At 66.6% G+C, this 23,553-nt stretch carries 23 protein-coding genes; 14 read left to right on the top strand and 9 right to left on the bottom strand.

Features of this window, described 5'->3' with window-relative positions; all coding sequences use genetic code 11:
• Positions 1-3: 3 nt before the first annotated feature.
• Entirely contained in the window at positions 4-867 is an 864-nt protein-coding gene (locus C4N9_RS11920) for a helix-turn-helix domain-containing protein (protein ID WP_210404022.1), read from the top strand.
• Positions 868-1,048: 181 nt separating this feature from the next.
• Here the strand turns inward: C4N9_RS11920 and C4N9_RS11915 are convergent, their stop codons facing one another.
• From C4N9_RS11915 to C4N9_RS11905, 3 genes are all read right to left on the bottom strand, one after another.
• Complete coding sequence (locus C4N9_RS11915; RefSeq protein ID WP_109533544.1) at positions 1,049-1,894, bottom strand: class III extradiol dioxygenase family protein; 846 nt, start codon at positions 1,892-1,894, stop codon at positions 1,049-1,051.
• Positions 1,895-1,909: 15 nt separating this feature from the next.
• Positions 1,910-2,269, bottom strand: coding sequence for a protocatechuate 4,5-dioxygenase subunit alpha (locus C4N9_RS11910; protein ID WP_109533543.1), 360 nt, complete (start codon positions 2,267-2,269; stop codon positions 1,910-1,912).
• A 196-nt stretch (positions 2,270-2,465) separates the two neighbouring features.
• On the bottom strand, positions 2,466-3,359 hold the full coding sequence (locus C4N9_RS11905; protein ID WP_245902522.1) for an amidohydrolase family protein: 894 nt from the start codon (positions 3,357-3,359) through the stop codon (positions 2,466-2,468).
• 118 nt (positions 3,360-3,477) lie between these two features.
• On the opposite strand from C4N9_RS11905, the gene C4N9_RS11900 reads away from it, so the two are divergent.
• The 7 genes from C4N9_RS11900 (at position 3,478) to galE (ending at position 10,810) form a co-directional block, all read left to right on the top strand.
• The gene (locus C4N9_RS11900; protein WP_109533541.1) at positions 3,478-4,764 is read left to right on the top strand and encodes a LysR family transcriptional regulator; all 1,287 of its coding nucleotides are present in this window, start codon (positions 3,478-3,480) and stop codon (positions 4,762-4,764) included.
• Positions 4,765-4,913: 149 nt separating this feature from the next.
• On the top strand, positions 4,914-5,303 hold the full coding sequence (gene ligA, locus C4N9_RS11895) for a protocatechuate 4,5-dioxygenase subunit alpha (RefSeq protein WP_109533540.1): 390 nt from the start codon (positions 4,914-4,916) through the stop codon (positions 5,301-5,303).
• Positions 5,303-6,187, top strand: coding sequence for a class III extradiol dioxygenase subunit beta (locus C4N9_RS11890; protein WP_109533539.1), 885 nt, complete (start codon positions 5,303-5,305; stop codon positions 6,185-6,187). The genes ligA and C4N9_RS11890 overlap by 1 nt, the downstream gene beginning before the upstream one ends.
• An 18-nt stretch (positions 6,188-6,205) precedes the next feature.
• Positions 6,206-7,150 carry a Gfo/Idh/MocA family oxidoreductase gene (locus tag C4N9_RS11885; protein ID WP_109533538.1) on the top strand — a complete coding sequence of 315 codons (945 nt, stop codon included), beginning with the start codon at positions 6,206-6,208 and terminating at the stop codon, positions 7,148-7,150.
• An 89-nt stretch (positions 7,151-7,239) separates the two neighbouring features.
• On the top strand, positions 7,240-8,649 hold the full coding sequence (locus C4N9_RS11880) for an MFS transporter (RefSeq protein WP_146195158.1): 1,410 nt from the start codon (positions 7,240-7,242) through the stop codon (positions 8,647-8,649).
• A gap of 228 nt (positions 8,650-8,877) precedes the next feature.
• On the top strand, positions 8,878-9,798 hold the full coding sequence (gene galU / locus C4N9_RS11875; protein WP_109533536.1) for a UTP--glucose-1-phosphate uridylyltransferase GalU: 921 nt from the start codon (positions 8,878-8,880) through the stop codon (positions 9,796-9,798).
• A 25-nt stretch (positions 9,799-9,823) separates the two neighbouring features.
• Positions 9,824-10,810: a UDP-glucose 4-epimerase GalE gene (gene galE / locus C4N9_RS11870; RefSeq protein WP_109533535.1), complete on the top strand. Its 987-nt coding sequence runs from the start codon at positions 9,824-9,826 to the stop codon at positions 10,808-10,810.
• An 84-nt stretch (positions 10,811-10,894) separates the two neighbouring features.
• On the opposite strand, the gene katG is transcribed toward galE, so the two are convergent.
• Positions 10,895-13,060 carry a catalase/peroxidase HPI gene (gene katG, locus C4N9_RS11865; protein ID WP_109533534.1) on the bottom strand — a complete coding sequence of 722 codons (2,166 nt, stop codon included), beginning with the start codon at positions 13,058-13,060 and terminating at the stop codon, positions 10,895-10,897.
• Positions 13,061-13,231: 171 nt separating this feature from the next.
• Here katG and C4N9_RS11860 point away from each other — a divergent pair, with 171 nt between their 5' ends.
• On the top strand, positions 13,232-14,158 hold the full coding sequence (locus tag C4N9_RS11860; protein ID WP_109533533.1) for a LysR substrate-binding domain-containing protein: 927 nt from the start codon (positions 13,232-13,234) through the stop codon (positions 14,156-14,158).
• A gap of 73 nt (positions 14,159-14,231) precedes the next feature.
• Here C4N9_RS11860 and C4N9_RS11855 read toward each other — a convergent pair whose 3' ends face one another.
• The 5 genes from C4N9_RS11855 to C4N9_RS11835 form a co-directional block, all read right to left on the bottom strand.
• Positions 14,232-16,322: a TonB-dependent receptor domain-containing protein gene (locus C4N9_RS11855; protein WP_109533532.1), complete on the bottom strand. Its 2,091-nt coding sequence runs from the start codon at positions 16,320-16,322 to the stop codon at positions 14,232-14,234.
• Positions 16,323-16,390: 68 nt separating this feature from the next.
• Positions 16,391-17,173, bottom strand: coding sequence for a heme ABC transporter ATP-binding protein (locus tag C4N9_RS11850; protein ID WP_109533531.1), 783 nt, complete (start codon positions 17,171-17,173; stop codon positions 16,391-16,393).
• A gap of 1 nt (position 17,174) precedes the next feature.
• A complete protein-coding gene (locus tag C4N9_RS11845; protein WP_109533530.1) occupies positions 17,175-18,248 on the bottom strand; it encodes a FecCD family ABC transporter permease in 1,074 nt (357 codons plus the stop codon).
• A gap of 4 nt (positions 18,249-18,252) precedes the next feature.
• Positions 18,253-19,080 carry a heme/hemin ABC transporter substrate-binding protein gene (locus tag C4N9_RS11840; protein WP_109533611.1) on the bottom strand — a complete coding sequence of 276 codons (828 nt, stop codon included), beginning with the start codon at positions 19,078-19,080 and terminating at the stop codon, positions 18,253-18,255.
• Positions 19,081-19,082: 2 nt separating this feature from the next.
• Complete coding sequence (locus tag C4N9_RS11835; protein ID WP_109533529.1) at positions 19,083-20,183, bottom strand: hemin-degrading factor; 1,101 nt, start codon at positions 20,181-20,183, stop codon at positions 19,083-19,085.
• Positions 20,184-20,404: 221 nt separating this feature from the next.
• Between C4N9_RS11835 and C4N9_RS11830 the strand changes: the two genes are divergently transcribed.
• From C4N9_RS11830 to C4N9_RS11810, 5 genes are all read left to right on the top strand, one after another.
• Positions 20,405-20,809, top strand: coding sequence for a hypothetical protein (locus tag C4N9_RS11830; RefSeq protein ID WP_109533528.1), 405 nt, complete (start codon positions 20,405-20,407; stop codon positions 20,807-20,809).
• Complete coding sequence (locus tag C4N9_RS11825) at positions 20,806-21,444, top strand: MotA/TolQ/ExbB proton channel family protein (RefSeq protein WP_109533527.1); 639 nt, start codon at positions 20,806-20,808, stop codon at positions 21,442-21,444. The genes C4N9_RS11830 and C4N9_RS11825 overlap by 4 nt, the downstream gene beginning before the upstream one ends.
• Positions 21,437-21,811: an ExbD/TolR family protein gene (locus tag C4N9_RS11820; protein ID WP_109533526.1), complete on the top strand. Its 375-nt coding sequence runs from the start codon at positions 21,437-21,439 to the stop codon at positions 21,809-21,811. Before C4N9_RS11825 ends, C4N9_RS11820 begins: the two co-directional genes overlap by 8 nt.
• Entirely contained in the window at positions 21,808-22,218 is a 411-nt protein-coding gene (locus tag C4N9_RS11815; RefSeq protein ID WP_109533525.1) for an ExbD/TolR family protein, read from the top strand. The genes C4N9_RS11820 and C4N9_RS11815 overlap by 4 nt, the downstream gene beginning before the upstream one ends.
• A 94-nt stretch (positions 22,219-22,312) precedes the next feature.
• Entirely contained in the window at positions 22,313-23,362 is a 1,050-nt protein-coding gene (locus C4N9_RS11810) for an energy transducer TonB family protein (protein ID WP_109533524.1), read from the top strand.
• Positions 23,363-23,553 lie beyond the last annotated feature (191 nt).

Here is a 23,553-nt window from a genome sequence, read left to right as displayed (position 1 = left end):
GGCATGAGCGATCCCATCCTTTCCGCCATTCCGAACTTCAACCTCTTCGGCGAGGCGGGCGACCTGCCCGACGTCGTCCATTGCGAGACGATCGAAACCCGCTCGCGCCTTCACGATTGGGAACTGGGCGCGCATCGCCATGCCCGGCTGCACCAGCTGCTTTACCTGCAATCGGGGGGCGGCCAGGTCAGCCTCGAAGACAAACGCTACGCCCTGCCGCCCGGCACACTGGTCAACGTGCCGATCGGGCTGGTGCATGGCTTCACCTTTCAGCCCGAAACCTCGGGCCTCGTCGTCACCTTCGCGGCCGAAATGCTGGACCAGACCCTGCGCGCAGGCGAAGGCGTCCGGGAAATGCTGGCAATGCAAACGGTTATGCCGGCGCCCGCCGCGGTGGTCGAAAGCCTGCGCGCGATCTTCACCACCTTCTCGGGGCGCGATTTCGCGCGCGCGCAGATCCTGCGCTCGCTGGCCGGCCTGGTTCTGGGACAGGTCGCGCGCGCCATCGACGCCGAAGGCGGCGGCGCGCATCGCCCGGCGCAGACCGCGCTGCTGGCGCGGTTTGAAAGCCTGATCGACGCGCATTTTCTCGACCGCTGGACGGTCGCCGATTATGCCCGCGCCCTGGCGATCAGCCCCGCGCATCTGTCGCGCGTGGCGCGCACCCATACCGGCCGCCCGGCATCGGGCCTGATCGAAGAGCGGATGATCCGCGAGGCACGGCGCAATCTCGTCTACACGAACTTGCCCGTTTCGCGCATCGGCTACGCACTGGGTTTCGAGGATCCTGCCTATTTTACGCGCGTCTTCACCCGCGCTACCGGGCTCTCGCCGCGAGCCTTCCGGCGCAAACTGACCGAGGCGTGATCTTCACTTTGCCGAAAAATACTCCCGGGAGGATTTTCAAGGAGGGCGGAAACCCTCCTTGAAGGGGGGCGGGAGGATTTTCAAGGAGGGTGGAAAACCCTCCTTGAAGCGGGGGGTCCGGGGGGCGGCAGCCCCCCGGCTCTACCGGCATGGTCCCCTCATCACACACCATCCCCGGTGCTCAGGCGCATTCCAGCAGCAACGTGCCCGCCGCCGTGTTCGAGATCGGGATATGGTAGTTGCGGGTGATCTCGTTGACCTCGTCGCCCAGCGCGCCGCGCATCATCATCCACATCAGGAACTCGGTCCCCTGCGCGCCCGCCTGTTTCACCAGTTCCTGACGGGTGATCTTGGTCAGCTCTTCGGGGTTGTGGACGATGTTTTCCAGACAATACTGGTCGAACTCCTTGTTGATGAAGCCCGCGCGCTGACCGTCAAGCTGGTGCGACAGCCCGCCCGTGCCCAGAACGACGATCTTGGCGTCCTCGGGGAAGGACAGCAGCGCCTTGCGCAGGGCCTTGCCGAAGTTCAGCGCGCGGTTCAGCGTCGGGATCGGGTGCTGCACGGTATTGGCCGAGATCGGCACCGCGCGCGGCATGTCGGGATTGTTGGGCGCGCCCGGCCAGAACAGCTGCATCGGCACGACGAAGCCGTGATCCACCGCCAGTTCCTGGCACGAGGTGATGTCGAACTCGTCCGCCACGAGGCTTTCGATGATGTGCCACGACAATTCCGGCGCGCCGGGGAACGGCGGCAGCGCGGGCAGGCCCCAGCCTTCGTCCTCGTTGCGGTATTCATGCGCCGCGCCGATGGCGAAGGTCGGCATCCGGTCCAGAAAGAAACCCAGCCCGTGATCGTTGTAGATATTGATCACGTAATCGGGCTTGTTGTCCTGAATCCACTGATGGACCTTCGGATAGCCGTCGAAGAAGGGCTTCCAGTACGGATCGTCGTAGAGCTCCTTCTGGATCGCGTTGCCGACCGCCGGAATATGCGAGGTGGTGATGCCACCGAGAATGCGGGCCATTGGGTTAACCTCCCCTTACGCCTGACTGGCGAGATATTGCTGGAATTCCTCGGTGGTGCGGCCGGTCTGCAGACCGCCGACATCCTGAACCGAGAGCTTGAAGATGCCGGCAAGCTTGGCGAGGTAATAGATATTCCCGCCCGCATCGATCATGGCGAGGATATCGCGCGACCGGATCGCGGCTTTCTGCTCCTCGTTCAGGCCGTATCTGGCCATCCAGCCTTCCTCGTCGGCCTTGAAGGCTTCACGGTTCTCGGCCTTGTTGAAATCGTAGCACATCTTGTTCAGCGCATAGCCTTTCATGGCCTGCTTGCCGTCGAACAGGACGGTACCGGGGATGTCGATATGATAATCGTAGCCGGGCATGTCGTGCATGGCGGGTCCTCCTTCGCTCATGCCCGACTGTCTCATGTGCGCAATCGCGCGTTTTTGACCTGAATCAAATCGGGCGCGCGCGGGACGGCAATCGAATAGTCGCGACGGAAAACTTATGCGCCGGGGGCCACCCCGTCACAGGCAAAAGGGGCGCCCTTTCGGACGCCCCTTGATAGTCGTGTTCCGGTTCCGACGGTCAGTCGGCCCAGTAAAGCCGCATCGGATTGTCGACCAGCAGTTTCTGGCGCTGTTCCTCGGTCCGGGTGATGCGCAGGATGTAATCGACCAGCAGCCCGTCGTCCGGCATGTGCGACTTCATGTTGGGATGCGGCCAGTCGGTGCCCCACAGGACCCGGTCCTCGAATTTGTCGACGATCGCCTGATAATAGGGAACGACATCGTCATAGGGCTCGCCCGCCTTGGTCAGGCGCTCGGGGCAGGTTACCTTGGTCCAGATATTCTCGTTATTCGCCATCAGATTGATGAAGCGCTGAAAATCCGGGTGATCGACGCCCTTGGTCACGTCGGGGCGGCCCATATGGTCGACGACGATGATCCCGGGCAGCTTGGCGAGGAAGGGCTCGAGCCCTTCCAGATCCTGCGCCTCGAAATAGACGACGGTGGACCAGCCGAATTCCTGGATCTTGTCGGCAATGCCCAGGAAAACCTCGGGCGGGGTGGCGTCGACCAGACGTTTCACGAAGTTGAAGCGCACGCCGCGCACGCCGCCTTCGTGCAGCTCCTTCAGTTCCTCGCGCGTGATGTCCTTGCCGACCGAAGCCACGCCGCGCGCCTTGTCGCCCGCGGCGATACAGGCATCGACCATTGCGCGGTTATCCTTGCCGTGGCAGGTCGCCTGCACGATCACGTTGCGCTCGAAGCCGAGGTAATCGCGCAGCGCGAACAACTTGTCCTTGCCCTGATCGCCGGGCGTATATTTGCGTTCCGGCGCATAGGGGAATTCGGCCGAGGGGCCGAAGACGTGGCAATGCGCGTCGACCGCGCCCTTGGGCAGAACGTAATCGGGCTTCTTGGGATTGGGGTGAACCACAAGCCAGTCGGCATCCATCGGTTGCGGTTGGGTCGTCATGCGCGCATCTCTCCCTGGACAGCGGGCCTTGCCTTCGCGGCGCACCATGCGCCAGCCGGGGGCAATTGCCTATTTCGAAAGCCGGCCCTAGAATAACTTTTGGCTATTGAGGCGCAAGATGACCGAGGCGTTGCCGAACCTCCGGCACATGCGGGTGTTTCTGGAAACCGTCCGTTCCGGCTCGGTCTCGACGGCGGCCGAGCGCTGCCGCCTGTCGCAGCCCGCCGCGACGCAGGCCATCGCCCGGCTGGAGGCCGATATCGGCACGCCCCTGCTCGTGCGGCGTACCCGTCTTTTCACCCCGACCGAGGCCGGCGCGCTGTTCGTCAACCGGGTCGAAGCGGCGCTGACGCATCTGCATAACGGCGCGCGCGCCGCGCTCCGTAGCGGGCTGCGCGAGGCGCCGGGCCCCCGCACCGGCGGCCCGCGCCCGGCTTTCGACCATCTGGTCACCGCGGCGCAGCTTCGGGCGATCATCGCGGTGGCGGGCAGCGGCAGTTTTACCGTCGCGGCCCAGCAACTGGGGCTGTCGCAACCCACCGTGCACCGCGCCGCGCGCAGTCTCGAAGACATTGCCTGCGTACCCTTCTTCCAGACCACGGTCAGCGGGGTCGAGCTGACCTCGGCCGCGCAAGCCTTTGTTCTGGGGGCGAAACTCGCCTCGGCCGAGATCCGGCAGGGATTCGAGGAAATTGGCCGCGAACTGGGCAATGATCGCGGCACCTTCACGCTGGGCTCGCTGCCGCTGGCGCGCAGCTCGATCGTCCCCGCCGCCACCCATGCGCTGATATCCGAGACGCAGGGCGTGCAAGTCCGCGTGGTCGATGGCCGCTATCCCGAGCTTCTGCGCAGCCTGCGCGAGGGCGATCTCGATTGCCTGATCGGTGCGCTGCGCAGCCCCTCGCCCGCCGACGACGTCATACAGGAGCCGCTGTTCGACGATGCAATGGCCATCGTCGCCCATCCCGACCATCCGCTGGCGGGCAGGAAAGGCGTGACGCTGGAGGACACGCTGGCCTATCCATGGGTCGCGCCGCCCAAATCCACCCCCGCCGGAAGCTACCTGTTCGAGACGCTGCGCATTCAGGAACGCCCACAGACGCCGGTGCGCGTCGTCTCGTCGTCGCTGGTTTTCCTGCGTGGACTTCTGGCGGCGGGCGACTATGTCTCGATTGTATCGTTGCACCAGGTGGCCACGGAACTCTCGGACGGGCATATCGCGCCGCTCGACGTCGCGCTCAGCAACAACTGGCGCAGCATCGGGTTGACGTATCGCCAAAGCTGGCGCCCGACGGCGACGCAGGCGCGGTTCATGGACCTGCTGCGCGCCGCCGCGCCGGTGGCACAGGCGCCCGCCGAAAGCGACGATGCGGCGCGGCGCACGGCCGGAGCGCGAGAGGGATGAATAGCTTTTTTCAATGGCCGGCGTCGGGATTCAATTGGCCTGTCCGGGCGCTTCCATGTATACATCGCGCGATCGGGTGCCCCCCGGCGCGATTGATCGACAACCGCGCGACGGATCCCGGAGCGCCACGATAAACGGGAGAAAAAGCAATGCAAAAGGACTACGAGGATATCCCCGGGACCTTTGTCTTCGACGCGGATCGTTCGCGTGAGGGCTATCATCTGAACCAGTTCTGCATCTCTCTGCGCCTGCAGAAGAACCGCGAAGCGTTCAATGCCGACGAGGAAGCCTATCTCGACGGTTTCCCGATGACGCCCGAGCAGCGCGACGCCGTGCTCAAGCGCGACTGGAACCGCCTGCTCGAGCTGGGTGGCAACATCTACTATACCTCGAAACTCGCCGCCAATGACGGCATCAACTTTCAGAACCTCGCCGGCCTGATGACCGGCATGGGCGTCGAAGCCTACCGCGACATGATGCTCGCCGGGGGCCGCTCGCCCGAGGGGAATCGCTACAAATCGGAATGGGAGGACAAGTAATGGCCCGCATCGTCGCAGGAGTGGGATGCTCGCACGTCCCCGCCATCGGTGTCGCAATGGACACCAAGATCACCGACCAGCCCTACTGGCAGCCGGTCTTCAAGGGTTTCGAATTCTCGCGCAAATGGATGGCCGAGGAAAAGCCCGACGTCGTCTTCCTGGTCTATAACGACCATTGCACGGCCTTCGACGCCTCGGTCATCCCGACCTTCGCGCTGGGTTGCGCGGCGACCTTCACGCCCGCCGACGAAGGCTGGGGTCCGCGCCCCGTTCCGGTCGTGCACAACCACCAGAAAATGGCGAGCCACATCGCCCAGTCGCTGGTGCTGGACGAATTCGACATCACCATCATGAACGAGATGGAAGTCGATCACGGCCTGACCGTGCCGCTCAGCGTCATGTACGGCGACAAGACGCCCGAGGACGACTGGGGCGTGAAGGTGATCCCGCTGGCCGTGAACGTGGTGCAATACCCCGCCCCCACCGGCAATCGCTGCTACAATCTGGGCAAGGCGATCCGCAAGGCCGTGGAAAGCTACCCCGAGGATCTGAAAGTGATGATCTTCGGCACCGGCGGCATGTCGCACCAGCTGCAATACAAGCGTGCAGGCCTGATCAACCCCGAATTCGACACCATGTTCCTGGACAAGCTGACCTCGGATCCCGTGGGCCTGTCGAAGATGCCGCATGTCGACTACCTGCGCGAAGCGGGCTCGGAAGGCGTGGAAATGGTCATGTGGCACGTGATGCGCGGCGCTCTGGACGACGAGGTCGTCGAGGTGCACCGTCACTATCACGTCCCCGCCTCGAACACGGCGGTGGGTCACATCATCCTTGAGAACAAGGATTACCACGACAGCCGCGGCAAGGTCGCCGCCGAGTAAGCAACAGGGAGACGAGACATGCGTATCTGTGTCGCCGGCGCCTATGGCGCCTTCGGGATCAAGCATCTCGACGCGCTGGCCGCGATCGAGGAAGTGACCGTGACCTCGGTCATGGGGCCGACCCGTGAAAAGATCGACGCCCTCGCCGCCGAACGCGGGATCGCCCATGCCGCCACCGATCTCGACGAGTGCCTTGCACGCGACGATGTCGACGCGGTGATCCTGGCCACGCCCACGCAAATGCACGCCGAGCAGGCCATCGCCTGCATGAAGGCGGGCAAGCCGGTGCTGATCGAGATCCCGATGGCCGACAGCCTCGAGGATTCCGAGGCGATCTGCAAAGTGCAGAAGGAAACCGGTGTTCTGGCCATGGCCGGTCAGGTCCGGCGCTTCAACCCGTCGCATCAGTGGATCCACAACAAGATCGCCGCGGGCGAGCTGAAGATCCAGCAGATGGACGTGCAGACGTATTTCATGCGTCGCTCGAACCTGAACGCCAAGGGCGAACCGCGCAGCTGGACCGACCACTTGCTGTGGCACCATGCCTGCCACACGGTCGACCTGTTCCAGTATCAGACCGGCGAAGTGGTCGATAAGGCCTTCGGTCTGGAAGGTCCGCATCACCCCGAGCTGGGCATCGCCATGGACATGTCCATCGGCATGAAGACGCCCAAGGGCGCGATCTGCACCCTGTCGCTGTCGTTCAACAATGACGGGCCGTTCGGCACGTTCTTCCGCTATATCTGCGACAACGGTACCTATCTGGCACGCTATGACGATCTGTTCGACGGCAAGGAAAACCCGATCGATCTGGACGGGGTGGCGGTGTCGAACAACGGCATCGAGCTGATCGACCGCGAATTCATCTCGGCCATTCAGGAAAAGCGCGAGCCGAACGGTTCGGTGCATGATGTGCTGGCGGCGATGAAGACGCTCGACAAGATCGAGAAAAGCTTCGGCTGAGGCGCTTCACGCCGCTCGATTAACGTGTTAATGAAAGGCGCCGCCCCGACCGGGCGGCGCCTTTTCCCGTTCTTCGTCAGGAACATCGCGTGTCCGACGCAGCCCCGAACCCGTCTGCCCCGACTGCCCCTGCACAGCCGCTGATGCTGCTGCCGCTGATCGGCGTGCCGGTCTTTCTGGCCATCGCGAACCAGACCATGGTCTCGGTCGCACTTCCCGATATCGGCGCCGATCTGGGACAGCTCAGGCGCCTGCCCTGGCTGGTGATGGGCTACATGATCGCGCTGACCGTGGCCGGGCCGCTTTACGGGCTTCTGGGCGACATGATGGGGCGCAAACGGATGATGATGGCCGCGCTGACGGTCTATATCGCGGGCGCGCTCCTCTGTACGGTGGCGGGCAATATCTCGGTCCTGGCCGCGGGCCGGCTGGTTCAGGGGCTGGGCGGCGGCGGGCTGATGGCGCTGAGCCAGGCGCTGATCGCCGATCTTGTTGCACCGCGCAACCGCGGGCGGGCGCAGGGCAACCTTGCCGCGATTGTCATGCTGGCCTCGACGCTGGGGCCGTTCATCGGCGGGATCCTCGTGGCGACCCTGGGCTGGCGCAGCCTGTTTCTGGGCACCGTGCCGCTGGCGCTGCTGGCGATGGTGCTGCTGGCCCGTCAGCCGATCCCCAGCGCCTCGGAGCCCCCGGACCGGGCCTTCGACCTGCGCGGCTTCCTTGCCCTGCTGACCCTGGTGCTGGGTGTGACCGCCGCGATCGAGCTGATCGGCGACGCGCATCTGCGCTGGGTGGCGCTGCTGGGTGCGCTGATCGGCGCGGCGGGTCTGGCAGGGCTGGTCATCAGCGAGAAACGCGCGCGCAATCCCTTGTTTCCGCCGGCCCTGTTCCGGGTTCCGGCGATCAACCGCGCCTCGGTCATGGTGTTCTGCCACGGCGCGGCGATGGTGTCCCTGATCACGACGATCCCGCTGTTCCACGCGATCCTGCGCGGCGACGGCGCGGTGGCGACCGCCTCGGCGATGCTGGCGCTGACCGTGTCGCTGGGTGCAGCCGGGTTCGTCACCGGCAACCTGATCACGCTGACCGGGCGCACGCTGCTGTTTCCCTCGCTCACCTTGCCGCTCTGCGCGGGCGCGATCCTGATCCTGGCCATGCAGGGCGCGACGATGGGGCGTCCGGCGCTGATGGGCACCTATCTGACCGTCGGGCTGACGCTGGGCACCGTCATGTCGGTGATGAACACCGTGGTGCAGAACACGGCGCCCGACCGCACGCGCGGGCGGGCGGGCCGCCGGGGCGATGACCTTCTTTCGCTCCAGCGGCGCGGTGGTGGGCACGGCGCTGACCTCGCTCGTGCTGTTCGTGCTGGCCCCCGGCGGCACCGAGGCGGGCGCGGTGCTGGGCCGTGCAAGCGCCGCCGATGCCGCGCAGCTTGCGGGCTGGCAAAGCGCCTTTGCCGCGACCTTCGCCACGATTGCCGGCTTCATCGTGCTTGAATGGGTCATGGGATTGATGAATCCCGCACGACGGCTAGATTGAGGGCAGACCGACGCGCGCGGCGCCCCTGCCGCGCGTCTTTGTTGCGCCGTGATGTGCCCGATGGCGCGATGAAAGCCGATTGTTGCCGCGTCCCGGCCCCTGCAGGACATGCCTGTTGCCGATGATGGGCCGGAGTCGTAGAACGAGGGCGCCCAAACAAGTTTCAACGACGGATTGCGAAGATCATGACAAGAATTCGGAAAGCAGTGTTCCCGGTTGCAGGTCTCGGAACGCGGTTCCTGCCCGCGACGAAAGCGATGCCGAAAGAATTGTTGCCGATCATCGACAAACCCATCGTCCAATACGCCGTCGAAGAGGCGATTGCGGCCGGCATCACCGACATCATTTTCGTGACGGGCCGTCCCAAGCGCGCCATCGGCGACCATTTCGACGCCAATCTCGAGCTTGAGTTCCAGCTGTCCCAGAAGGGCAAGCACAAGGAACGCGACATGGTGCGCAACATCATCCCCGAAGGCATCAACTGTATCTTCATCCGCCAGCCCGAACCCAAGGGCCTCGGCGATGCCGTGCTTTGCGCCGCGCCCGCCGTGGGCGATGCGCCCTTCGCGGTGCTGCTGGCCGACGACCTGATGAAGGGCAGCACCCTGCCCACCGCCGAGATGGTCGCCGCCTACGAGCAGAACCCGACCAATTATCTGTGCGTGACCGAGGTCGAAGACGACGTGGTCCACAAATACGGGATCGTCAAACCCGGCCCCAAAGGCCCCGATGGCCGCGTCACCGTGGCGGGTCTGGTCGAGAAGCCGAAGCTGGAAGACGCACCCTCGCACCTGGCCTCGATGGGCCGCTACGTGTTCAACGCCGAGATCTTCGATATCCTGCGCAAGCTCGAACCCGGCGCGGGCGGCGAGATCCAGCTGGCCGACGCCATCGACATCCTGGCCGACCAGGGCAAGGTCGCGGCGATGGAAATGTCGGCGCATCGCTACGATTGCGGCTCGAAATTCGGCTATCTCAACGCCATCGTCGATTACGCCATCGACCACGAGGAATTCCGCGACAAGTTCTATGACCTGATGCGCGAGCGTCTGGCCGAACGGGACGGGGCTGCACCGGCCTCGTCCTCGTCCAAAGCCGGTCGCTGAGCGACCGCGCGGAGGACAGGGCGGGATGACGAAACACGTTCTCGTCACCGGGGGTGCGGGCTATATCGGCTCGCATGCCTGCAAGGTCTTGGCGGCGAAGGGCTATGTGCCTGTCACCTATGACAATCTTTCCACCGGCTGGGCGCAGGCCGTCAAGTTCGGACCGCTGGTTCAGGGCGACCTGATGGACCGCGCCGCGCTGGACCGCGCCTTTGCCGAGTACCAGCCGGTCGCCGTCATGCATTTCGCCGCCTTCAGCCAGGTGGGCGAGGCGATGTCCGACCCGGGCAAGTACTGGCGCAACAACGTGATGGGGTCGCTGTCGTTGGTCGAGGCGGCGGTCGCGCATGGCGTTCTGGACTTTGTCTTTTCCTCGACCTGCGCCACCTATGGCGAACAGGATGGCGTGCTTCTGACCGAAGATTGCCGGCAGGAACCGATCAACGCCTATGGTTCGTCGAAACGCGCGGTCGAGGAGATTCTGCGCGACTTCCGCGCCGCGCATGGCCTGCGCACGGTGATCTTCCGCTATTTCAACGTGGCGGGCGCCGACCCCGAGGCCGAGATTGGCGAATGCCACCGTCCCGAAACGCATCTGATCCCGGTGATGCTGGAAGCCATCGACGGCCAGCGCCCCGAACTGGTGATCCATGGCGACGATTACGATACCCATGACGGCACCTGCGTGCGCGACTATGTCCATGTGATGGATCTGGTCGAGGCGCATGTGCTGGGCCTTGAATGGCTGCTCGACGACAAGGGCAGCCGGGTGTTCAACCTCGGCACCGGGGCGGGATTCACGGTCAAGGAAGTGATCGGCCATGCCCGCGCGGCGACCGGCCACAAGGTGCCCCACCGTTACGGGCCCCGGCGCGGCGGCGATGCGACCAGCCTTGTTTCAGGCAGTCACGCGGCGCTGACCGAGCTGGGCTGGGACCCGGCGCGCTCGTCTCTGAAGACGATGATCAAGGACGCCTGGACCTGGCACAAGACCGGCGGCTATCCGGGCTGAGATTGCGGCGCAGGCCCACCTCAGACACAAAAGCAACGGGCGCGGTCTTTCGACCGCGCCCGCTTTCGTTCATACGACCGGATCTCAGACCTTCAGGTCGAAGCGGTCGGCATTCATCACCTTGACCCAGGCCGCGACGAAATCATCGACGAATTTCTGGCCCGCATCGTCCTGAGCGTAGACTTCCGAATAGGCCCGCAGCACCGCGTTCGAGCCAAAGACCAGATCCACGCGCGACGCCGTCCATTTCACCGCGCCCGTCTTGCGGTCGCGGATCTCGTAGGCATCGCCCGCCGGATGCCACGAATAGGCCATGTCGGTCAGGTTGACGAAGAAATCGGTGGTCAGCGCGCCTTCGCGGTCGGTGAACACGCCGTGCTTGCTGCCGCCGTGGTTGGTGCCCATGACGCGCATGCCGCCCACCAGACAGGTCATCTCGGCCGCGGTCAGGCCCAGAAGCTGCGTGCGGTCCAGCATGATCTCTTCGGGCGAGACGACATAGGCCGCCTTCTCGAAGTTGCGATAGCCATCGGCGGCGGGCTCCATCGCGTCGAAGCTGTCCGCGTCGGTCATCTCGTCCGTCGCATCGCCGCGGCCGGGCGCGAAAGGCACCGTGACGTCGTAGCCCGCCGCCTTCGCCGCCTGCTCAACCCCCAGATTACCCGCCAGCACGATCACGTCCGCAACCGAGGCCCCGGTTTCCGCCGCAATCGGCTCCAGCACCGACAGCACGCGCGCCAGTCGCTCGGGCTCGTTCGCGGCCCAGTCCTTTTGCGGTGCCAGACGGATGCGCGCACCATTGGCCCCGCCCCGCATGTCCGAACCGCGATAGGTGCGCGCCGAATCCCACGCGGTCGACACCATGTCAGACAGCGACAGGCCCGAGGCCGCGATCTTCGCTTTCACCGCCTCGACATCATAATCGGTCGAGCCCGCGGGAACCGGATCCTGCCAGATCAGGTCTTCGGCCGGAACTTCCGGGCCGAAATACCGCACCTTCGGCCCCATGTCGCGGTGCGTCAGCTTGAACCACGCGCGCGCGAAGGTTTCCTTGAAGTAGTCCGGATCCGCCATGAACTTCTCGCAGATCGCGCGATAGGCCGGGTCCACCTTCATCGCCATGTCGGCATCCGTCATCATCGGCATCCGGCGCTTGGTCGGATCCGAGGCGTCGACCGGCATGTCCTCTTCCTTGATGTCGACAGGTTCCCACTGGTTGGCGCCGGCGGGCGATTTGCGCAGCTCCCATTCATGGCCGAACAGCATGTCGAAATAGCCCATGTCGAAGACCGTGGGATGGGTCGTCCATGCGCCTTCCAGACCCGAGGTCACGGCATTCGCCGCCTTGCCGCCCATGTTGGGGTTAGACCAGCCCATGCCCTGCTCGGTCACGTCTGCCGATTCCGGGTCAAGACCCAGAAGCTCGGCATTGCCGTTACCGTGGGTCTTGCCGACGGTGTGGCCGCCCGCGGTCAGCGCGGCGGTTTCCTCGTCGTTCATCGCCATGCGCGCGAAGGTCTCGCGCACCTGCGCGGCGGTGGCCATCGGGTCGGACTTGCCGTTCACGCCCTCGGGGTTGACGTAGATCAGGCCCATCTGCACGGCGGCCAGCGGGTTTTCCATCGTCTCGGGCTTGGTGACGTCCTCATAACGGTTGTCGGACGGCGCCAGCCATTCCTTCTCGGCGCCCCAGTAGACGTCCTTTTCGGGATGCCAGATATCCTCGCGCCCGAAGCCGAAACCGAAGGTCTTCAGGCCCATCGATTCATAGGCGACGTTCCCGGCCAGGATATACAGGTCCGCCCAGCTGACGCTGTTGCCGTATTTCTTCTTGATCGGCCACAGCAGGCGCCGCGCCTTGTCGAGGCTGACGTTATCGGGCCACGAGTTCAGCGGCGCGAAGCGCTGGTTCCCGGTGCCGCCGCCACCGCGACCATCGGCCAGACGGTACGACCCCGCCGCGTGCCACGCCATGCGGATCATCAGCCCGCCGTAATGGCCGTAATCCGCCGGCCACCAGTCCTGGCTGTCGGTCATCAGCGCGCGCAGATCATCCTTGAGCGCCTTAACATCCAGCTTTTCCAGCTCTTTGCGGTAGCTGAAGGACGGACCCATCGGGTTCGTCTTGGTATCGTGCTGATGCAGGATGTCGAGGTTCAGCGCATTGGGCCACCAGCTTGTCACCGATTTCCCCAGAGCGGTATTGCTGCCGTGCATCACCGGGCATTTGCCCGCGTCATTGCCGTCCATGTGGCTCTCTCCTGTTGCCGTCGACCGAAGACACGACCGCGCCCGCCCCGGATCCGGGACGTCGTGCAGCGCGACGGGCGGAACTCCTCCCGGCCTTCGTTAGAATCACTCTAGCAAAGGGTTTTGATTAGTTTAAGTTTGATCTCCTGATAGCCCTGATAAGATCCCCTTATGATCAACCTGTCCCTCAAGCAGTTCCGCTATTTCGAGGCCCTCGCCCAGCATGGCCATTTCGGCCGAGCCGCCGATGCCTGCGCCATCTCGCAACCCGCTTTGTCCATGCAGATCAAGGACTTAGAAGAATCCCTCGGCACCGCCCTGTTCGAGCGTGGCGCGCGCCAGGTGCGGCTGACGGCCTTTGGCGAAGAGTTCTCGGACCGTGTGCGCGGAATCCTGCGCTCGGTCGATGAGCTGGAAGATCTGGCGCGCGCCTCGCGCGAGCGGCTGGTGGGCCGGCTGCGGCTGGGCGTGATCCCCACCATCGCGCCCTATCTGCTGCCCTCGCTCATCGGCACGCTGACCCGGCAGAACGCCGATCTCGACCTGCATGTGCGCGAGACGGTGACGCCCAAGCTGCTGGCTGAACTGCATGACGGGCGGCTCGATACCGCCATCGTCGCCCTGCCCGTCTCGGAACCCGCCTTTACCGAGGTTGCGCTGTTCTCCGAGGATTTCGTGCTGGTCCGGCCCAAGCCCGAGGCGAACCTGCCCGTCCCCACACCCGACTTGCTGCGCGAGATGCGGCTCCTGCTGCTGGAAGAGGGGCATTGCTTCCGTGATCAGGCCCTGAGCTTCTGCAAGCTGCAGACCGCCCTGCCGCGCGAATTGCTCGACGGCTCGTCGCTGTCGACGCTGGTGCAGATGGTGGGCGCGGGTATCGGCGTGACGCTGATCCCGGAAATGGCAGTCGCGGTGGAGACCCGCTCGGCCGATGTGGCCATCGCGCGCTTCCCCGATCCGCAGCCCCGGCGCACGATCGGCATGATCTGGCGCAATTCCAGCCCGCTGGCCAAGCAGTTGGGAGAAATCGCCGAGGTGGTGCGCGAAACGGCCGGGGCTCTGCCCGGCCGCATCGGTGACCTGTCCGCCCCGGTCTGACCCTGACCGGAGCGGCGTGTCCCGCGCGACGCCCCGAGGGAGCAGGCCACCGCGCGGATCTCGGAAGCGGGACTCAGAAGTTGAAAGTCCGGCCCAGTGTCAGGCGCACGTCGCGGCCCTGACGCGGGTTGGAGAAGGCGAAGCCGTAGCCGCCGACATCCAGCGCGTTGTAATATTGCCGGTCCAGCAGGTTGTTGACCGCGAGCTGGATCTCGGTCCCGCGCAAGACGCCCTGGTCGGGACGCCAGGTCATGTAGATGTCATGCACCCCGTAGCCCGACACCCGGTCGCCCGAGGCGGTGGTCATGCCGTGCGCGAAGGTCCCGCGCCAGCCGAGCTCCAGATTGTATTGCGGCAGACGGCGGCCCAGTTCCAGCATCACCTGATGCGCCGGCGTCGAGGCCAGAACATCGCCCGTCACCTGGTTGACGCCCTCGATGGCGCTGGCGGCCACCCGACCGAACCAGTATTCGCCCTCGTAAGACGCTTCCAGCTCGATCCCGCGGATCCGCGCCCGTCCGATATTGGTAAACGGGACGCCGCCGCCGGTGCGGGTGATCATGTCGCGGAACTGGTTGTTGAAGGCCGTGACCTTCACGTCCAGCGCGTCGCCCGAGGCAAAGACATCCCGCCCCTGCCACGAAAAGCCCAGTTCGACCGTGCGTGCATGTTCCGGGCGCAGGCCCAGCGGATCGGGCAGCGACACGTCGACGCTGTCGAAAACCTCGTCGATCGTGGGCAGACGGGTGGTTTCCGCCAGCGAGCCGAAAACCGACCAGCTGTCGTTGATGTCGTAATGCGCGGCAAGCGAGGCGGCCGAGCCCGAATGCGTGACCGGAACGCCCAGCAGGCTGGCATCCGCGCCCGAGGTCGCGGTCAGCTCGGTATGGTCATAGCGCAGCGCGGCCAGAAGCGTGAAACGGTCGTTCAGGATGAACTCGTTCTGCACGAACAGACCGAAATTGTCGCTGGTCCCGCCGGGCTGCGAGGCATAACCGCCGCCGCCCACCTCGGTCAGCCGGTCGCGGGTCGAAACCGTGCCGCCGAAGGTCAGGTAGTTTTCCCAGCTCTGGCCCATCATGGTGACGGTGTTGCGCGCATCCAGACTGACGCCCTCGTAGGCATAGGTCGAATCCTGCCACAGCCCCGAGGGCGGCGCGAAGGGATAGCCGGGGTAATTGGTCGCGTTTTCCTGCTCGACCATCGAGCGGCTCCACGACAATTGCACCCGCGCGTCGACCCACGGATTGTCCGAGGCCGGGTTCTCCCAGGTGATCTGCGCGGTATCGTCGGTGACGGTCCGGTCGACATTGCCGAAGATCGCGAAATTCCCGTAGGCGGAATACGGGACCTGCTCGCCCTCGGTGTACCAGCGCGACAGCGAGAAACGCAGCCGCTGCTCGCTGTTGTCGCTCAGCCCGATCGTCCCGCTGATAAGCGCCGATTGCGAGTCCATGTTCGATCCCGTCACGGTCGAGCCGTCGCCGGATTCGTAATCGCCCTCGGACCGGCCAGTGAGCGCCGCCATGATCTCGACCCGCTCGTTGAAGCGATGCGCGAAGATGGCCGAACCGAAGACGCCGCCACCATTCGAATTGCCACCGGTGCGCAGGCGCAGGGCGGTATCCGATCCGCCGGTCAGGAAATCCGACGCCTCGCGCGTCTCGAACGCGACGACGCCGCCGATCGCCCCCGATCCATAGAGCAGCGACGAGCCGGGGCCGCGCAGCACTTCGACCCGGCGATACAGCTCCGGCTCGCCGAAATGCGACCCGACGCGGTATTGCTCGTAGTATTTCTGCACCCCGTCGATGGTGACGACGATGCGGTTTTCATCCGACGAAGTCGAGGTACCGACACCCCGGATGTTCAGGAACTGCCCGGTCATCGCGGCACCGCCAAAGGCTTCGGCCCCCGGAACGGCGCGCAGCAGGTCGCCGGGCGTCGAGGCCTGTTCGCGCTCGATATCCTCGGCCTCCAGCGCGGTGACAGCCTGCGGCGTGTCGATGGCGACGCGCGCACGGCCTGCGCCCAGAATGATGCGCCCGAGCATGGTGAACACGCTCTCGTCGGTCTCTTGCGCCATGGCGGGCGCGGGCAGCGCCAGCGCGGCGGCCAGCGCAAGGGTCGAGACGGCGCCGAAGCGCCTGAAATTCGGTGACATATCGTCCCCCGTTTATCGGTTCTTGTTGGCGCTGGCGCTTGGCTGGCGTTCTATCCGGGTGGCCGCGCTCAGGCGGCGGCCTGTGGCAGCACGAACACGCCCCCGTCAGGCGGTGGCGTGCTCACACGCAGGGCGCAGCCATAGGCATGGCCCAGCGTGGCATCGGTGAAGACCGTCTCGGGACGGCCCTGCGCCAGGACGCGCCCCTCATGCATCAGGCAGACGCGGTCGGCGGTCATCGCGGTCAGGTTCAGATCGTGCATCACAGCGATCACACCGCCCCCCTGCGCGGCGAAATCGCGCGCGATGCGCATCACCTGCAACTGGTGACCGATATCCAGCGCGGCGACGGGTTCGTCCAGCAACAGCCAGCGCGGACGTCCCTCGACCACCGGGCGCCAGACCTGCACCAGCACGCGGGCGAAATGCGCGCGTTGCTGCTCGCCGCCCGACAATTCCTGGAACAGGCGTCCGGCATAGCCCGACAGCCCCACCTGTTCGAGCGCACGGTGGGGAAGCGCGGCCGCCTCGGCGCTCAGCGCGGCACGGCCGATCAGGCCCAGCCGCACGACTTCGAGCACGGTAAACGGAAAGGCCATCGGCAGGGTTTGCGGCAGCACCGCGCGGCGCTCGGCCATCAGCTCGGGCGCCATCGCGGCGGTGTCGTCGCCGTCCAGCCGCACGCGGCCCCGGAACGGCACCTCGCCGGTGATCGCCCGCATCAGGGTTGTCTTGCCCGAGCCGTTGGGCCCGACGATACAGGTCACCTGTCCCGCCTCGGCGCGGAAATCGACGCCGTGCAGGATCTGACGACGGCCCAGCGTCACGGTGATGTCTTCGGTGCTCAGCATGTCAGATATCCACCAGGCCGCGCTTGCGCAGCAGGATCCACAGGAAGACCGGCCCGCCCGCCAGCGCGGTGACGATGCCGATGGGCAGCTCGGCGGGCGCCACGATCACGCGCGAGACCATGTCGGCCAACAGCAAAAGCGCAGCACCCAGAAGCGCCGACATCGGCAGCAGGAACCGGTGATCGGGCCCCACTGCCAGCCGCAAAAGGTGCGGCACGACGATCCCGATGAAGCCGATCCCGCCCGAGATCGCCACCGCCGCGCCCACGCTCGCCGCGACCGACAGGATGGCGAGCGACTTCATCCGCTGCACCCGGATCCCAAGGTGCATCGCCGCCGCCTCGCCCAAGGCCAGCGCGTTGAGCGCGCGTGCGAGCCATGGCGCGGCGGCAAGGCCCGCGATCATCACCGGCGCGGCGGCGGCGAGCTTCGTCCAGCTCGCGCCCGCCAGCGACCCCATGCCCCAGAAAGTCAGGTCGCGCAGCTGCGTGTCGTCGGCCAGATAGACCATCACCCCGGTCGCCGCGCCCGACAGCGCGCCCAAGGCGATCCCGGCCAGAAGCATCGTCGCGACAGAGGTCCGCCCTGCCCGCGTCGCCACCCGGTACAGGATCAGCGTCGAGGCCCAGCTTCCGATGAAAGCGGCCAGCGGTACCATCTGCATCCCCGCCCAGCTGGCATAGGTTGCAGGCAGAAATCCCCCCAGCACGATCGCCATCACCGCCCCCAGGCTGGCGCCCGCGCTGACGCCGACGATACCCGGATCGGCCAGCGGGTTGCGGAACAGGCCCTGCAGCACCGCCCCCGACACGGCCAGCGCGGCGCCCACGAGGATGCCGGTCAGCAGCCGGGGCAGCCGGATGTCGAGCAGGATCACCCGGTCGCGCGTCGAAATCTCGCCCCCCGTCAACCAGTCGCCCAGCACCGCCAGCGGGGAAACGCCCGAGGCGCCCACCCGCAGCGACAGGGCCGAGACCACCGCCAGCGCCAGCGCCAGCAGCACCACCGCGCGCGCGGCGCGGCGGCTGCGGTCGCCCTCGGCGCCCGCGGTCAGGATGAAGGGGAGCGAGACCATGCCGTCACTCCTGCAGCGCGGTCATCAGATCGCGCGCGGCGGCAGGCGTGCGCGGGCCGAAGCCCAAGAGATACACCCCGTCCATCCGCACGATGCGACCGTCTTGCGCGGCGGGCGTCAGGCTCAAGGCGGGATGCGCGATGATCGCCGCGTCATCGAGCGCATGATCGCCGGCACGGTCCATCATGACGATGGCATCGGGCGCGGCGGCGGTGATCGCCTCGTCCGTCAGCTGGCGATAACCGTCGAACCCGGTGATCGCGTTCTCGGCCCCGGCAAGAGCCAGCATCCCCGATGCCGCCGTGCCCTCGCCCGAGGCCAGCACCCTGCCCCCGGCAGCCGACAGGATGAACATCGCGCGGACCGGCTCGGATCCGCCGCGCGCCTCGGCCAGCGCCTCGAACTCGGCGCCGACCTGCGCGGCCAGCGGCCCGCCATCGACGCCCAGAGCCTGCGCCACCGCATCGATCCGCGCGAGCACGCCGGCTTCGGTGAAATCGGCCTCGACCCGCACCACCGGCACATCGGTCGCGGCAACCAGATCCATGGTTTCCGGCGGGCCGGCATCCACATCGGCAAGGATCAGGTCGGGGTTCAGCGACAGCAGCCCCTCGGCCGACAGCGCGCGCAGATAGCCCATATCGGGGAGGTCTGCCATGCTTTCGGGATAGGTGCAGGTCGTGTCGCGCCCGACCAAGCGGTCGGTCGCATCCAGCGCCGCGGCGATCTCGCACAGGGCCGAGCCCGCCACGACGATCCGCTCCTGCGCCGGAGCGGGCAGCGCGAAGCCCCCCGCCGCCAGCGCCAGCGTCACGCTCAGACTTGCGCGCATGATCACGCCCCCATCGTCTCGCGCAGGGTCTGCGTCACCGCGAACCAGCCTTCGGTCCCTGGCAGCGGCGCCTTGGTATCGGCAGCGTCAGCGGCCTGTTCGGACCCCGGCGCGCGCTGGCCGAAGATCTGCAGGATCAGCCCGCCCTTGGCGTCGAAGGCCTCTATCGACACGGCCATTCCGTGGCGCGTGGGTTTCGAAACCAGCCAGACTTCGGCGATATGGTCGTCGCGCAGATGCAGGTTGAAACCCGGATCCAGCACGTTGATCCACGGCCCCATCGGCTCGACCCGGTGGATCGTGCCGCCATGGATCTGGATGCAGCCGGCATTGCCCACGAAGATCATCACCGGCACCGCACCCTCGGCGCAGCGGCGCAGCGTCTCGGCCACGGCGGCCGGTTGCAGGGCCACGGCATAGGGTTCGCCCGCGATCCGGTAAGCGCCCAACCGGTTCATCTTCAGCTTCGAGGTCAGGCGCAGGAACTGGTGCGTGTCGGTCAGCTTGTCCCATTCGGCCCGCAGCACGTCCAGCTTGTCGGGATTGGACTTCGCCGCCTCGACCGGGGCGCGGGGCGCGGTCTCGATGCGATCCGACTGGTCGTCGAGCCGCAGATCCGACACCAGCGCCGTAAAGGCCGCCACGTCCGAGGCCGGGCGCAGATGCACCTTGTGGATCGCGTCGCCCGCCGCATCGAACACCTGAACCGAGCGCTTCTCGCCGTCATCGAGCGCAAAGGCATGGACCCAGTGACGCGGGAACATCCGCAGGTCGATATCGGGCCCCAGGACCATCGAGGCATGCTGGCCCGAATGGTAATCAAGATAAGGACCGTCCTTTTCGTGCACACAGCTTTCGTTGCGCGTCAGTGCCATGACCGGCCCCAGCGTCTTTAGCGCGGGAATCAGCCGGTCGAGCGACGGATCGATCCGCACCACGCTGTCGCCATCGACCATCGCGGCGACCAGCTCGCCCTCGCTCACGCCCAGCGTGGCGGCCAGATCACGGGCCCGGCTTTTCGGATTCTCCGCCTTCGCCGCGCGCAGGGAGGCGGGGGAATCGAACCGGGATTCGGTTTGGGATTCAGCTTGAACGAGGCTCATCGGCACTCCTTTCGGGACAGAATACGGCTTTCTGAGCGGCGTCTGGCGAAGGGCTGGATGCGCTGCACCCGGCGTCGGGCGCTATACTTGACAAATTCACTAAGGCAATTTAGCGAGGACTTGCAAGCGGAAATTTGCCCAGTGGTTCCCGAACCTTGCGGGTTTCCCACAGACGCCAGCCAGCCGGCCAGCCAACGATCCTTTCCCGGTATGGAGCTGTCATGGCCGTCCTTTCGCGTCTCTTTGCCCTCGCCCTGTTGGCCGCAAGCCCGGCGACTGCGCAAACCGATCCCGTACATCTGGAACTGAACGCGCTGCATCCGCGCGACGGGGCCTGCCAGATGGTTTTCGTCGCGCAGAACGATTCGGGCGCGGATCTTGAGCGGCTGGTGCTGGAAGCGGTGCTGTTCGACCCCGACGGCCGGGTAGCGGCGCTGACATTGCTCGACATGCAGGACCTGCCTGCCGGACGGATGCGCGTTCGGTCCTTCGAGATCGCCGGGCTGGCCTGCGATCAGGTCTCGCGCCTGCTCATCAACGGGGTCAGCGCCTGCGAACCCGAGGGCCCGGGCTGCGCGCAACCGCTGGCGCTGGAAAGCCGCGTGCCGGTCGAGGTGCTGCAATGACGCCGCTGCTGGAAGCGCTGGGTCGCGTCGCCGATCTGGGCGGCCCGGTCGTGATGATCCTGATCGCCATGTCGGCCATCGCGCTGGCGCTGATCCTGGCCAAGCTGTGGCAATTCCTGCGGCTGGGCGTGGGCCGCCACGACCGGCTCGACACCGCGCTCACCGCCTGGGACCGGGGCGATACCGCGCTTGCCCGCGACGGCGCGGCGCAGGCGCCCAGCCATCTGGCCGCGCTGGCCGTCGCGGCGCTGAGCGCGGCCGAAACGCGCCGGGACGACACCGCCCTGCGCGCGCGGCTCACCAGCCTTGCCGCCGAGCGGCTGGCCCGTCTGGGCGCGGGGCTGCGGCTGCTCGATTCCGTCGCGCAGGTGGCGCCGCTTCTCGGTCTGTTCGGCACCGTTCTGGGCATGATCGAGGCGTTTCAGGGCCTGCAGGCGGCGGGCGCGGCGGTCGATCCCTCGGCGCTGGCGGGCGGCATCTGGGTCGCGCTTCTGACCACCGCCGTGGGCCTTGCGGTGGCCATGCCCGCCTCGCTGGTGCTGACCTGGTTCGACGCGCGCATCGCCCGCGAGGCGCGGATGGCCGAGCGGATCATCGACACGGCGCTCTGCGCGGGTGTGGGGAACGATGACTGAGCTTGTCGCGCCAAGGCGGCGCAGCGCGCTGTCGCTCACCTCGCTGATCGACGTCATCTTTCTGCTGTTGCTGTTCTTCATGCTGACCTCGACCTTCACCCGGCTGGGCGAGCTCGACCTCACCCCGGGCGCCCCCGGCGGCTCGCAGGGTCAGGCCGCGCCGGTCTTCGTGCAACTCGCGCCCGGGGATCTGCGGGTGAATGCAGAAACCGTCCCGCTCGACGGGCTGGCCCGGCATCTGACCCCGCTCGCGGGCGAGGACGGCATGGTGCTGATCGCTCTGGGCGAGGGTGTCGATGCGCAGCGGCTGGTCGATGTGCTGGCCGCGCTTCGGGGCGCCGCGTTCCGGATCCGAGTGCTGCCATGAGCCTCGTTCCCCCGCCGACCCGCGCGAAGGGAGAGCCGACCATCGGCCTGATCAACGTCGTCTTCCTGATGCTGATCTTCTTCCTGATCGCGGGCTCAATCGCGCCCTCGCCCGGCGACGGCATCGCGCTGGTGCGCATCGCCGATCTCGACGTGCAGGCCCCGCCCGAAGCCTTGGTGCTGATGGAAGACGGCACGTTGCGCCATGGCGGCGCCGAGACCGACGCCGAGGCGTATCTCGCGACCCTGTCCGAGCCGCGCGTCGCGCGCATCCTGCCCGATCGCAGCGTGTCCGCCGCAACACTGGTCGCCCTGGCCTCGACGTTGAGCGCAGGCGGGGCCGAGCGCATCGTGCTGCTGGGCGAGCGCGGGCAACCCGAGGCCGTGACGGAGGTTGGAGTCGAATGATCAGACATTTCAGAAATTCTGCAATCCTGATGGGAGAGTCAGGCTCTCTGTCGCATTCCCTGATGTTTTTCCGTCAATCGACGAGGCAAGCCTGATGCCCCCTCCGACCCAAGCCCTGTCTTCGGGCCTGACCTGGCGTGTCGCGCTTCTGACGGGCGCCGTGTCGGTGGTGGCGCATGGCACGGTGCTGGCCGCGCTGCTGCCCGCCGATCCCGAGATCCGGATCGAGGGGGGCGCGGCCTCGACGCCCGCAGCCCTTGGCAGCGCGTTCGAGGATTTCACCCAAGGCGCCATCCCCTCGCGCCCCTCCACCGCCGCCACGACCGAAGCCGAGCCCGCGCCCGATACCCCCCGGCCCGCTCCCGCGCCGGCCAGCGCCACCGAAGCCGCGCCGCGTAGCGAAACGCGCGAAACGGCGCCCGAGAGCGTGGCGCCTTCGGGTCTCGTTGCGGCGGGGGCCGCACCCAACACGCCGCTCGCCGCGCTCGACGCGCCCCGTCTTCTGACCCCGCCCCTCACCTCAGCGGAGCCGGTCGAAACCACGCCCCCCGAGATCGCCGCCCCCACAGGCTTCGCCCCCGCGCAAAGCGTCGAGCCCGACACCGTCACCGCAGAGGCCCGCCCCGACATCGCCGTGCGCGAGGCCGATTCCAGCACCACGCGCCCGCCGCAACGCCCTGATTTCGACGCCCTCGAGCGCCAGCGAGAAGAACAGCGCGAGGAACAACAGCGGGCCGAAGCCGAGCGCGCGCAGGCAGCCGCCGCCGCGCAGGCTGCAGGCGACAGCGACCGCAACGCGCGACGCGGCGCCTCGGATGGCAGCACCGGCGCGGCCGCGCAAAGCGCGCCCAGCCCGGCACCACAGGCCAGCGCGGCCGGCAACGCCACGGCCTCCAATTATCCCGGCCAGGTGATGCGCCGCATCCAGCGCGTGCGTCAGGTCCGCCTGCGCGCGCGCGGCAGCGCGGTCGTGGCCTTCACCATCGCCGCCCATGGCGGGCTGGCCTCGGCCAGCCTCGCGCGGCGCTCGGGCAGCGCCGAGCTCGACCAGGCCGCCCTCGACCACATCCGCCGCGCGGCACCCTTCCCGGCCCCGCCGCCGGGGGCACAACGCAGCTTCTCCTTCGAATTCGTCGGACGCTGACAGCGGCCAGTGACACGCGGCGCGAATCGTTTCTGGCATGTTGTATGAGCGCACGCTTCGGGCCCACGCGACCGTGAACCTTGTGCGGTCCGTCAGGGCGCACCGCGCCCCGTCTCCCCAACGTCGCAGGAATAGCGCGGCTCTGTTCAGACCGGGCGGCGTGAAGGCCCGCTCACTAGGCTAAGAGCACC

This window comes from Pararhodobacter marinus, assembly GCF_003122215.1.
Classification (GTDB): domain Bacteria; phylum Pseudomonadota; class Alphaproteobacteria; order Rhodobacterales; family Rhodobacteraceae; genus Pararhodobacter; species Pararhodobacter marinus.
This window is presented reverse-complemented; position numbering and strand designations above follow the sequence as displayed.

Coding starts and splice junctions, on each gene's coding strand:
- C4N9_RS11825 (WP_109533527.1), top strand. CDS start 20,806: ATGACGCCGCTGCTGGAAGCGCTGGGTCGCGTCGCCGATCTGGGCGGC.
- C4N9_RS11840 (WP_109533611.1), bottom strand. CDS start 19,080: ATGCGCGCAAGTCTGAGCGTGACGCTGGCGCTGGCGGCGGGGGGCTTC.
- C4N9_RS11850 (WP_109533531.1), bottom strand. CDS start 17,173: ATGCTGAGCACCGAAGACATCACCGTGACGCTGGGCCGTCGTCAGATC.
- C4N9_RS11810 (WP_109533524.1), top strand. CDS start 22,313: ATGCCCCCTCCGACCCAAGCCCTGTCTTCGGGCCTGACCTGGCGTGTC.
- C4N9_RS11910 (WP_109533543.1), bottom strand. CDS start 2,269: ATGCACGACATGCCCGGCTACGATTATCATATCGACATCCCCGGTACC.
- ligA (WP_109533540.1), top strand. CDS start 4,914: ATGCAAAAGGACTACGAGGATATCCCCGGGACCTTTGTCTTCGACGCG.
- C4N9_RS11890 (WP_109533539.1), top strand. CDS start 5,303: ATGGCCCGCATCGTCGCAGGAGTGGGATGCTCGCACGTCCCCGCCATC.
- C4N9_RS11830 (WP_109533528.1), top strand. CDS start 20,405: ATGGCCGTCCTTTCGCGTCTCTTTGCCCTCGCCCTGTTGGCCGCAAGC.
- C4N9_RS11900 (WP_109533541.1), top strand. CDS start 3,478: ATGACCGAGGCGTTGCCGAACCTCCGGCACATGCGGGTGTTTCTGGAA.
- C4N9_RS11920 (WP_210404022.1), top strand. CDS start 4: ATGAGCGATCCCATCCTTTCCGCCATTCCGAACTTCAACCTCTTCGGC.
- C4N9_RS11915 (WP_109533544.1), bottom strand. CDS start 1,894: ATGGCCCGCATTCTCGGTGGCATCACCACCTCGCATATTCCGGCGGTC.
- katG (WP_109533534.1), bottom strand. CDS start 13,060: ATGGACGGCAATGACGCGGGCAAATGCCCGGTGATGCACGGCAGCAAT.
- C4N9_RS11845 (WP_109533530.1), bottom strand. CDS start 18,248: ATGGTCTCGCTCCCCTTCATCCTGACCGCGGGCGCCGAGGGCGACCGC.
- C4N9_RS11855 (WP_109533532.1), bottom strand. CDS start 16,322: ATGTCACCGAATTTCAGGCGCTTCGGCGCCGTCTCGACCCTTGCGCTG.
- C4N9_RS11905 (WP_245902522.1), bottom strand. CDS start 3,359: ATGACGACCCAACCGCAACCGATGGATGCCGACTGGCTTGTGGTTCAC.
- C4N9_RS11815 (WP_109533525.1), top strand. CDS start 21,808: ATGAGCCTCGTTCCCCCGCCGACCCGCGCGAAGGGAGAGCCGACCATC.
- C4N9_RS11885 (WP_109533538.1), top strand. CDS start 6,206: ATGCGTATCTGTGTCGCCGGCGCCTATGGCGCCTTCGGGATCAAGCAT.
- C4N9_RS11835 (WP_109533529.1), bottom strand. CDS start 20,183: ATGAGCCTCGTTCAAGCTGAATCCCAAACCGAATCCCGGTTCGATTCC.
- C4N9_RS11860 (WP_109533533.1), top strand. CDS start 13,232: ATGATCAACCTGTCCCTCAAGCAGTTCCGCTATTTCGAGGCCCTCGCC.
- galU (WP_109533536.1), top strand. CDS start 8,878: ATGACAAGAATTCGGAAAGCAGTGTTCCCGGTTGCAGGTCTCGGAACG.
- C4N9_RS11820 (WP_109533526.1), top strand. CDS start 21,437: ATGACTGAGCTTGTCGCGCCAAGGCGGCGCAGCGCGCTGTCGCTCACC.
- galE (WP_109533535.1), top strand. CDS start 9,824: ATGACGAAACACGTTCTCGTCACCGGGGGTGCGGGCTATATCGGCTCG.